This window comes from Streptomyces sp. NPDC048643 (genome assembly GCF_040650615.1).
In the GTDB taxonomy this organism is placed as follows: Bacteria; Actinomycetota; Actinomycetes; order Streptomycetales; family Streptomycetaceae; genus Streptomyces.
In genome coordinates this window covers 1-10,174 of sequence record NZ_JBEZHO010000098.1, presented here as the reverse complement: position 1 = coordinate 10,174, position 10,174 = coordinate 1, and the positions used below count along the sequence as shown (strand labels likewise).

Sequence of the window (10,174 nt, the reverse complement as noted above, 5' to 3'; positions counted from 1 at the left end):
GCCGGACCTGAATCCGCGACGCTCCGCGTCGCCACCATCAGATTCGCTTCACCACCGGCCTGAAGGCCGATGCACTGCGAATGGATTCCGGTAGCAACGAGTTGTTTTCGGGACGGTTGAAGGGGTGGTTCTCGCACTCAACGCGATCGACGGAGGCGGCCAGCACGGCGGCGCCGGCTTCTGCACGGAGGAGCGGGAGCAGTTGTGTGAATACATCGACCTAACCCTGAGCGAGCACGGTGTGGACGTGGCCGCTTTGGCGGCGAGGCAGGGGACCGGCAGGGGGGGAGATCACAGATCGCTGGCGCGACTGGTGATGCGTGCTCTACCGCAACACCAGCCCCGGGCTGTCGTTCTCACCAGCCGGGGCCGACACAGGGGGAACGGTGCCCTGTGACCGGCCGGCGTCACGGCAGCGGACTACGAGAGAGCGCCTGGTGGGTGTCACCGGCGAGGGCGTCACGGGAGCGAGCGGGGTGATCGCCTGGCAGATCGACGCCAGTTGGCGCCCGTGGGGCGAGCTCACGTCCGTTCACCTGCCACAGAGGTTCGCTTGTCGTGGGGGGTCTGGTCAGCGTCGCCTCGTGAAGTAGCCGTCCTTGTGCAGCTTGTAGAGGATGAACGGGGCGAGGGCGATGCACACGGCCAGGAATGTCCAACTGAGCCATGGGGGGCCGTCGGGTCGGTTGTCCTGGGCCAGCGCGGACGCCACGGTGATCAGTGAAGTCATGTCCCACCGGTGCCCGGCCTGCGGGCTCGGACACGCGGTGCACGATATTCCGCTTACCTGTGGAGGCGAGGGAGGGCCGGGTGCGCTCCCCCGGGCGCGGACAGGGCCACGGTCGTCCGCCGCGGCAGCGCCTGTCTTCCGGGCACCCGCACCCCCGCTCAGGGCCCAGAACCTCCACGGTCCGGGCAACCGTTTCGGTCCGTCGGCTGGTGCGCCGTCAGATCAGATCAGTTCGGGTTGCGGGGCGGACGGCTTCGGGGCGGGTGCCGGCCCCGGTTCCCAGGATGTGGTGGTCCGTACGTAGCTGTGGATCACTGAGCCCATCGCGAGGAGGAGCAGGGGGCCGGCCAGCCAGGGGTGGGCGGCCATCTGTACCGGCAGCCAGCGGTAGGACAGCAGGAGGGCTGCGAAGACCGTGGAGCCGTGGGCGACGAGCTGGATCCCGGACCGGTCCCAGTTGCGGTCGTGGGCGCGCAGGGCTCCCTCGATGGTGAGCGTGAACACCACGCCGGCGATGAGGTCGACGCCGTAGTGGTAGCCGAAGCCGAGGGTCGCGGCGAGGGTGGCGACCAGCCAGAACGTGCCGGCCCAACGCAGTGCGCGTGGCCCCTTGCGGGAGTGGATGAAGATCGCGGTGGCCCATGCGGTGTGCAGGCTCGGCATGCAGTTGCGGGGAGTGATCTCGTCGAACGGCATGAGGTGCGGGGGGCTGAGCGGGGACGGTGTGTGCGGCCACAGGTCGGCCACGGCCCAGGGTGCGCTGGCCGGCATGTGGGGTGCCCAGAGGCTGACGCCCTCCCAGTGTTCGGCGCCGGTGCCGTAGGCGAAGACGGGGCCGACCACGGGGAAGATCAGGTAGAACGCCGGGCCGATGAGGCCGATGGTGAGGAAGGTGCGCACCAGGTGGTGGCGGGGGAAGCGGCGTTCGGTGGCCACGTGGCGCAGCTGGTACAGCGCGACGACGACCGCGGCCACAGGGAGCTGTCCATAGACGAAGTCCAGGACGTTGAAGCCGATCGAGCCGGAGGCGGTGACGAGCCGGCCTGCGATCCAGGAGGGGTTGCCCAGGGCGTGGTCGGCGGTCGCCACGTACTGATCGAGCACCATGGGGCGGGTCATGGAGGTCAGGTACAGCCAGGCGTCACCCGTCTTGCGGCCGGCCATCAGGATCAGGGCCAGTCCCACGCCTTTGAGCAGCAGGAGGCGTTCAGGGCCGGTGCGGCGGGTGACGGCGAGGCCCGTGCAGCCCAGGATCACCCACAGTGCGCCGTTGCCGAAGGGGTGTCCCCCGCCCAATCCGATGCCGGCCGCCCAGCGGACCAGACCGAAGACGGCGTCGATGCCTATCGCCGCGCCGAGGGCGAGGAAGCGCTGGCGCCAGGTGAGGACCACCATCATCAGCGCCATGCTGGCGTAGAGCAGTCCGCCGGACTTGGGTGGCCAGAGCACCTCGCGCGCCTGGGTGGTGATCGGGCCCGGCATGCCGTAGTGGCGTACGGCGAGTTCGAGGGCTATGAGGAACCCGAAGACCGCGACGGCCGTCACGGCCCACAGTCCCGCTGATGGCTGGCGCCGTATGTGTATCAATGCCCGACCGCTTCACTAGATGCTTTTGGTGCTGCCCGTCCCACTCACCCGGGCAAGACGGAAAGGACCCCGCACGGGTTCCGGACCGAGCGGCACTTCGCGTTCCGCGCTGCCCCGGCGTGCCGGGAACCGGTGAGGAGGGCAGAGGGTGGTGCGTGCCCGCGTGTTCCGGCAGCGCGCCCACTGAATGGATCTCCCCGAGTCCCAAGCCAGGTCCCGCCTGGATCCGATGAGCGAAACACAGTGGATCTGCGCAGGTCAAGGAGTGCGTGGCGGTGAGGGCTCGGTCTCGCGACACGGGCGTACGCCGTGCGCCGGGCGTCGCAGCCAGTCCGCCCGGGTAGCCCTCGGCGCGGGCGGGCCTGCACGGCCGGGGCGACGAGGCCGGACTGGACGGCTAGGGCATGGCGGAGCGTCTGGGTCGGCAGCCCTCGGAAGTCTTCCGGTTGGAGAACGGCAAGCAGACCACCAGTGAGGACCTGCGGCTGTAGGTGGAGGCCGTGACGGCCTTGAGGCCGTTGCTGTCCAGGTCCAGGTCCAGGTCGAGGTGCAGGTCGAGGGCGTCCTCGCCGCGGCGGGTGCCGAGCAGCCTCGATGTGGTCGACGAGGACATCCCGGCCGGAGCCCAGTGCCGCTGAACCGGCCGGACCGCGTCCGCTTAGCTCTGCTGTCCCACACTCTCTGTCGGCTGGTGCTCGCTCATGTACCAGCCGTCGACCCGCGGCCCCACCAGATCGGACGGCCAGCCCGCGGTCTGCACGGCCGCGTCGTACACGGCGTCGCCGAACCTGACGATCGCGCCGTGCGGGTCCGGCAGGCGGCGCAGGTTCTGCCACGGCAGCAGCGCCAGGCCGAGGTCTGCGTGCCAGTCGGCGCCCTCGACACCCCAGTCGCAGCCCGAAAGACCGTCCGGCTGCGGCCAGATGTAGGCGTACATCCCGATGTCCAGCGGGCTCGTGCCCTCGCTGTGGGTGTTGTCGAAGGAGAACCCCACCGATACGTATTCGTGCAACTGGGCGTTGCGCATGAACGGCGGGCCCTCCGGCCCGGGCTTCGTCCGGTTCGGGCGCCACCGGGTCGCCGACAGGTCGAACCCTCCCCACATCACGCCGACGCGCGGCCGATGTCCGAGGAACGGGGCCTGCCACGTCTCCAGACCGCCCGCGGCCAGGTCGAACGCTTCCCACATCAGGCGTGCCGAGTGCGCGTTCCATTCCCGCACGACCCGGTCGTCCGCGAAGTTCGGCGGAGCGGCGGGGATCTCGCAGATCTGCGTGGTGCGCGGGTGCGGGATGCCCAGCTTGGACGCGGCCTCGCAGAACGCCGTGAAGAAGTCGGCGACCGACGTCCGCGACAGTGACAGTGTCCGCGAGGCCCGGTCGGTCTCGATCACCACGTCACCGTCGAGCAGCCGGTAGTGCACCGAAAAGGTCGTCCCCTTCCGCCGGAACGGCGGGGTGCGCAGCCCGCGGGGGGACACCTCCAGGACGATGTGGCCCCACCCGACCTCGAAGGGATCGTCCAGCGAGTATTTGCCCGCGACCTGAACCACCCGGTTCACATACTCGATCATGGGCGCCAGCTCCGCGTGGTCCAGTACAGGCCACGCCTCGGGACGTTCGCTCACGGGAGCCTCCCGGCGGATCGATCCACGTGTCGCGGACGGCCGTGGACTGCCGCAATTCCGGGCACGACAGCCTTACGACCGCACTACCCCCGATTCTCCCACGGGCCCCGGAGCCCCGCCTCCCTGCTGAAGTGGCGCTTCACCCCCGACAGCCACGAAGCCTTCAGCCGGTATCTCGCGTTCCGGCCCGCGCTGTCCCGACCTTGCCCGCCGTGCGGGCATGGGCGCCTGCGCGACGCCAACGAGTTGTGCGAGCGGCTGTTCGTGATGGGGAGTGCGGATGCCTGGTCGACCTCCGCTCGTTGAGCAACCCGATGGCTTGCGTTCCCAGCACGAGGCTCTGACCGACGTGATGACCACGGCAGCGAAGCTGGAGTGGCCCGGCTGGTAGGTGACGGCGGGCTGCCTGCCCGCCGAGGGCTGCGGCATGGGACGACGACCACGAATCGGTGCTGGGCCTGTCTGGACCCGCGGTCCGGAGCACGCTGATCCGGGACTGACCTGTTGACTGCACCTTCGTCGTCTCGTCAGGGCGTTCTCTTCGGTACCGAGGGGACGCCTTGTGATCAGCCGGTGAAAGAGTCGACTTCGCCCGGCTCGGTCTCCATGGCTCGGCGATCGAACTGCAGCATGGCGAGGAAGAAGAGGCCGCCCAGGAGGAGGAGACTCACCACGATCACGACGGATACGAAAGCCTCTTTCGGGGTCACCAGAACGAACAGTGCGATGAGTGTCCACAGCAGAGCGCAGATGGCGACCGGCAGCTCGAAGCGTCCAAGGTCGAAGGCGCCCTGTTTGCGGGTCAGGCGTCCGCGCACCGCCAGGTAGAGCACGATGGTCGAGCCGTAGGTGACGGCGGGGAGAATGGTCGAGGCCGTGACCAGCTTCAGCAGCGCGGCGCCTGGCAGCGCGAGCATGAGCACGATTCCCAGCGCGAAGACCAGCACGGTCGCGGGAATCGGTGTCCTGGTGCGGGGGTTGACGCGTCGCATCAGCCGGTGGGCGGGGAAGCGTCCGTCGCGCGCCATCGCGAAGACGAGCCGCGAGCACGCGACCATCACGACGATCCCGGCGCCGAAGAACGCGATGGTGATCGCGACCAGCAGCGTCCTCTCCATCACCGGACCGAGCTGGTCGCGCATGATCGCCGCGACTGGTGAGCCGTTGGCGCTGATGCGGGGGATGTCGTCGATCGCGACGGTGAGAGTGATCAGGAACAGCATGCCCAGGACGCCTGCCGCCACGACCGATCCCACGATCGCGCGAGGGACGGCGCGGAACGGGTCCTTGGCCTCCTCGGCCAGGTTCGCCGCCGAGTCGAAGCCAACGAGGGTCGCGAGCCCCATGATCATCGCGAGCATCAGCCCGCCACCGACGGAGAAGTAGCCGGGAGCGTGCGCGACGACACCGCGCGAGGTGAGGTTGCCGACCGCGCCGTCGCCCGTGACGGCGACGGCGATGACGAGCGCGATGGCCACGACGACGACCAGCGCCAGTTCGAGGCCTACCGCGACCGTGTTGATCAGGCTGACGAGGCGCGTGGAGGCCACGGCCAACACGGTCTGGACGAGGAGTACCACGACTGTGATCAGCCGCGCGACATCCTCGTCCGGCTGGATGCCTGTGAGCGGCATGAACGCCTGGCTTGCGAGCGCGTTGTCGACCGCCACCACTCCGATCGCCAGGTAACAGAAGGTCAGCCATCCGAACCACCAGCCGATCTTCGGGGTGGCCAGTCGCGAGGCCCACTGGTAGGAGGAACCGCTGAGCGGGATACGGGCCGCGAACTGCGCGACTACCAGCGCCACCAGGGTCTGCCCTACCGCCGCGATGATCCACAGCCAGATCCCGACAGGCCCGGCCGTCTGCAGGACTTCGTCGAAGGTCGCAAAGATGCCGACCGCCACCGAGATGAACGCGAACGAGATCGCGAACACCTGGAAGGAGCCGAGCGTCCGCCTCAGTTCCTGCCGGTAACCTCCCGCCTCGACGGAGCCCGCGTCATCTTGGTCATCGGATGATTCCACCATCGAGGCCAGCTCACCTTCCAGGGCCCCTCCAGTGCCCTGGGTAGGCCGCAGGCAGGGATCGATCAGTGCACTATTTTCACCATCTTCGACACTTATCTCGCTTTCGACTCACGAACGCGGCCGTACGGCAGGCCGGCCCGTCCGCCGCCACGCCGGGGCGGACAGACGGCAGCCGCTGTTTGAGACATCAGCTGGGCTCACGCCCATGACCTTCGGGGGGAGTCCATGTCGCAGTGCCCGTCGCTGAACCGCCTTGGCGAAGGCGCTGGTGGACCTCGCCTGGTTCATCGAGAGCGCGGACGACGAGCACACGGATCAGGACGATGCGGTGAAGGCGCTCGAAGGTGTCGCCGCGGTAGTGGATCGCTTGTCATGGCATCGCTCGTGCCCTCCCTGCGGGAGCAGGCCCTTCGGCACACCGACGGTAACGGTCGTTGTGTCGGGGGAGCTGAACGAGGCTGGTGGTGCCCGGCTGTCGGCGAGCGCGGGGTCCACCCGTCGCCGTCAGTCGCAGCGCCACCGGCAGTGCGCCGTTGACGCGAGGGCTTCAAGGGGACGCATGTGGCGAATCCTGACCGCGTGCCTGACGGTCGTCCCGTGACTGCTGATCCTGAGCGAGATGATCTTGCCGGATTGATGTGACCACGGCGCCGGAGACCTCGACCCTCTGGAGCGAAGATCGACCAGCAGCGACGACTCGGCATGCTGGAAACGGTTGAGTAGTAGGCTCTGCGGCTTGTCGACACCCCTGGGGAGGGTCCTTGATCGACTACCGGAACGGCCAGTACGAGCACTGGCCGCGCTTCGAAGACATCACCGACACGTACTACAGGTCTGGCCGGTTCTTCTACGGCGAGGACGAGGGCGGGCGGCTGCGGGTGGGGCGGGTCGTCGCCTTCTACCGGGCGTACAACGGAGTCACCAGCCCTGCCATCGAGCCGGTCGTACGGTTTTTCGATCACGATGGAGAGGAAGGTCTGCCCGAGTACGTATCGCTGGGAAGCCGCACCGAGAGGTATTGGGTGGGTCGGACGGTCCAGGACGTGGAACAGGCATGGAGGGTAGCCTCGTCCACTGGATCTTGGCCGCAGCCGCACGGTCAGCAATGGATCCACCGTGCTGCTCCGTTCTCCGTCGACCCAGCGCACTACCTGCTGTACTACGCAGCCCTGGGTGATGAGGGGCAGACCTACCTCGGCCGGGTCGTGGGGTGGGATCCTCCACAGTTCGCCGACGAACTCCCGACGCCGATAGTCCGCCTCTATCGACCGGATGGCGAACTCGACGAGGAAGGCAAGTATGTCGGGCTGGACCTGCCGGACATCTACCGGATGACGGGCTCCCTCGAATCGGCCAGGGAAGGCATCGCAGAGAAAATCGCCCAGAGATCAGCGGAACCGGACCTTCCTGACGACCCCTGGATACGTGCCGCTGAAGGGTGACCTGGGCCGCTGGCCAAAGGCTGCCCCGGAACTGGTGGTCCTAGATGACCGCTTCGCCTTCCGCGCTTGGTGTGGTCTGGAGCAGGTACCTCGTCCGCGGGAATCGTGTGGTCACGATGCAAGGCGGAGGAGAGAGCCGAATAGTACGCTCCCGATGGGGGTGGGCGCGTGGAGGAACTACGGGTGTCGGTCACGGCAAGCAGCGAGCGCTTCGATGCCGACGACGACAGGTGGCTGTCCCAAGTACGGTTATTGCAGCATGACTTGGGACGGGAGACTCGGCTGTTGACCGGGCAGCCGACCACGACCCGGCCCGGCACGAAGGGCGGCTCGCTGCCGGACGTGGCCGTCCTGCTCACCCCGGCCGGGGTCGCCGGTGTGGTGGCGGTGGTGAGGGCCTGGCTGGTGCGGGACCGGGACCGTACGGTGCACCTCGCCTGGGAAGTGGACGGCCGGAAAGGCGAGTTCACGGCCACGGCCTCCACGGCGGACAACGCCACGTTGCAGGCCGCGCTGGAGCACGGGCTGCGGGCGGCGACAGGCTTGGGGGCGGGCGCGGCGGAGGACGAACCGGACCCGGACGGCACCTCCGTTGGCTGAGGCCCCCGTCGCGTACCGCGCCCTGCTGATCGGCAACGCCGAATTCCCCAACGAACCGGCACTGACACGGCTGCGCGGCCCGGCAAACGACCTCTCGGAACTGCGTGTCGCGCTCACCGACCCCGAGGTTGGCCTGCCGTGGGAGGTGACCTCCGTACTCGACGGGACGACCCAGCAGGTACAAGAGGCGCTGTTCACCTTCTTCCATCGAGCCACGGCACGTGAGCAGTTGCTGCTCTACTACAGCGGACACGGCCGGCTCGACCTGCACAACCGCCTGCATCTGTGCACCCACGACACCACCCTCGACTGGCTGCGCACCCGCGCGGTCCAGCAGTCGTACGTCAACGAGTTGCTGGACGACTGCGCGGCCCGCACGATCGTCGTCGTCCTCGACTGTTGCTTCGGCGGACGGGCGGCGACGGCCAAGGGGGACGAGACGGCGGCCCGGTTCGCCGGCCGAGGCCGGTTCGTCATGACCGGGTGCGGACTGTTGGAGACGGCGGCGGACGCGGCCGACGACGGCCGTCCCAGCCCCTTCACCGCCGCTCTGGTGGCGGGGTTGCGGCACGGGGCGGCGGGCGAGGGCGGGTACGTGACGGTGGAGGACGTCTATCGGTACGTGTACGACCGTATGCGTGGGTCGGGTCAGCGTCCGGAGATGAAGTCCGAGGGTCGGGCGGGGCATGTGGCGCTGGCACGGCGGGCGGGAAGGGGGTCGGAGTCGGTCGAGGGGATGCCGGAGCCGTCCGCCGTCTCTGGATCGCCGGACCTGCGGCCCTTGTTCACGAACGCGCGCGGTGTGAGTCAACGGCCATTGGTCGAGCATCACTTCAGCGGAGTGCTGCACGTCCTGTTGACCGAGCCGGCCGGAACTCTGACCGTCCACCGCGACGAACTGGTCGCGGCCGAGGGCGGGGAGGAGGTCCGGGGCCGGTGGTTCACCGAGGGGCGTTTCGAGGTCCGGCGGGTGCGGGACCGGCCGATCGCCAGGGCGACCGCGGACGGAGACGTACGGTTCGCCCTGCCCGAAGAGGCGGGGACAGTGACCTGGTCGGCGCGGCAACTTGCCGTCTTCGAGCAGGCGCGGACCGCCGGGACCTGGCCCGCCGCGAACCGGCCCACCAGGACCGAGGGCACCCACGCCGTCCTGATGTCCCGCGACACGGTGTACCGCAGGCTGGCGCAAGCGGTCTGGGGCGCGCTGGGATCACTGCTCGGCAGTACGGTGTCCGTGAGTCTGATCGTGGGCCTGGCGCTGACCGAGCAGGGGCGCAGCTGGTGGCTGTTCGGCGCGGGAGTGGCCCTGACGATCCTGGCCGTAGTCAGCCTGTCCGTCCTGATCGCTTGCGCGCATTCCAGCTGGGTCTTCCTCCACCTGCACCGGTTGCTCCAACTCCCCTCACTACCGGTGACCCGGATGCTGCTGAAGGTCCATGACCCACCACCGATCACGGGCGAGGACGACCACGGACCGGTGACCGTCCACCTGAGCCCGAGCGTCGTGCTGTGGTCCGAGGACCTCAGCCTGACGTTCCCTCACTCCTTCTACGCCGCATGTGTCCACCGGGGCGACCCCCCCTTCGACACGAAGTCCCCAACCTCCGTCGAGGTCATCGGCCTTCCCGCCCCCGGCCAATGGGTGGTCGTGCGTACCCCCGACGGCCTTCTGTGGCCGAGTGGTCGCGCCAAACCCGTCTGGGCGCCGACCCTCACCGCTGTGACCGGGCGCCCCTAGCGGCTCTCGTTCGCTTTCCTGTCCGGCCGAGGGCTGCGAACAGCTTCTCGCCGAGGTAGCACATGTGCCGACTGCGGGAAGGGCGGATGGCCGATGCCCGGTCCTCGCCGGCGGGCAAGGACCGAGCATCGGCGACCGTCGGCTGGCCGAGCGGCGGGCTGTACGTGAAGCGCCGGAGCTGCGCCGCTGTGCAGCCGGCCGCCTTCGGCCGGGCTTGTGCACGGGCGGGAAACCCCGCCGAGACCGGCCGGCAGGCAGGGAACAGTGTGAAGGTTCCCTGCCCCGATACGCGCAGTGTCGCTATGGCCGGCTCAGCGCGCCGTTCAGTACTGCTCGGTCTCGACGAATCCGGCGTCCGCGTCGTCGTCGGCGCCGAAGGCGTCGGCGGCGGCGGTCGGGTCGAATCCGGGCGGGCTGTCC

General features: G+C 68.8%; 8 protein-coding genes. 3 read left to right on the top strand and 5 right to left on the bottom strand.

Features of this window, described 5'->3' with window-relative positions; genetic code table 11:
* Positions 1 to 571: 571 nt before the first annotated feature.
* The 5 genes from AB0C62_RS41825 to AB0C62_RS41805 all read right to left on the bottom strand — a co-directional run bounded on the left by AB0C62_RS41825 (position 572) and on the right by AB0C62_RS41805 (position 5,974).
* Positions 572 to 730, bottom strand: coding sequence for a hypothetical protein (locus AB0C62_RS41825; protein ID WP_362982509.1), 159 nt, complete (start codon positions 728 to 730; stop codon positions 572 to 574).
* 222 nt (positions 731 to 952) lie between these two features.
* A complete protein-coding gene (locus tag AB0C62_RS41820) occupies positions 953 to 2,275 on the bottom strand; it encodes a phosphatase PAP2 family protein (protein WP_362982507.1) in 1,323 nt (440 codons plus the stop codon).
* A gap of 439 nt (positions 2,276 to 2,714) precedes the next feature.
* Entirely contained in the window at positions 2,715 to 2,930 is a 216-nt protein-coding gene (locus tag AB0C62_RS41815; protein WP_362982505.1) for a hypothetical protein, read from the bottom strand.
* Positions 2,931 to 2,975: 45 nt separating this feature from the next.
* On the bottom strand, positions 2,976 to 3,944 hold the full coding sequence (locus tag AB0C62_RS41810) for a DUF5996 family protein (protein WP_362982503.1): 969 nt from the start codon (positions 3,942 to 3,944) through the stop codon (positions 2,976 to 2,978).
* Between the two features lie 566 nt (positions 3,945 to 4,510).
* Complete coding sequence (locus AB0C62_RS41805; RefSeq protein WP_362982501.1) at positions 4,511 to 5,974, bottom strand: amino acid permease; 1,464 nt, start codon at positions 5,972 to 5,974, stop codon at positions 4,511 to 4,513.
* A 761-nt stretch (positions 5,975 to 6,735) separates the two neighbouring features.
* Here AB0C62_RS41805 and AB0C62_RS41800 point away from each other — a divergent pair.
* From AB0C62_RS41800 to AB0C62_RS41790, 3 genes are all read left to right on the top strand, one after another.
* The gene (locus tag AB0C62_RS41800; protein ID WP_362982499.1) at positions 6,736 to 7,416 is read left to right on the top strand and encodes a hypothetical protein; all 681 of its coding nucleotides are present in this window, start codon (positions 6,736 to 6,738) and stop codon (positions 7,414 to 7,416) included.
* A 285-nt stretch (positions 7,417 to 7,701) separates the two neighbouring features.
* Positions 7,702 to 8,016, top strand: coding sequence for a hypothetical protein (locus tag AB0C62_RS41795; RefSeq protein WP_362982497.1), 315 nt, complete (start codon positions 7,702 to 7,704; stop codon positions 8,014 to 8,016).
* Complete coding sequence (locus tag AB0C62_RS41790) at positions 8,009 to 9,754, top strand: caspase family protein (RefSeq protein ID WP_362982495.1); 1,746 nt, start codon at positions 8,009 to 8,011, stop codon at positions 9,752 to 9,754. The genes AB0C62_RS41795 and AB0C62_RS41790 overlap by 8 nt, the downstream gene beginning before the upstream one ends.
* The last annotated feature ends 420 nt before the right edge of the window (positions 9,755 to 10,174 follow it).

Bases quoted from the DNA above. Each gene is read 5' to 3' on its own strand.
- AB0C62_RS41825 (WP_362982509.1), bottom strand. From the start codon at position 730: ATGACTTCACTGATCACCGTGGCGTCCGCGCTGGCCCAGGACAACCGA.
- AB0C62_RS41815 (WP_362982505.1), bottom strand. From the start codon at position 2,930: ATGTCCTCGTCGACCACATCGAGGCTGCTCGGCACCCGCCGCGGCGAG.
- AB0C62_RS41805 (WP_362982501.1), bottom strand. From the start codon at position 5,974: ATGGTGGAATCATCCGATGACCAAGATGACGCGGGCTCCGTCGAGGCG.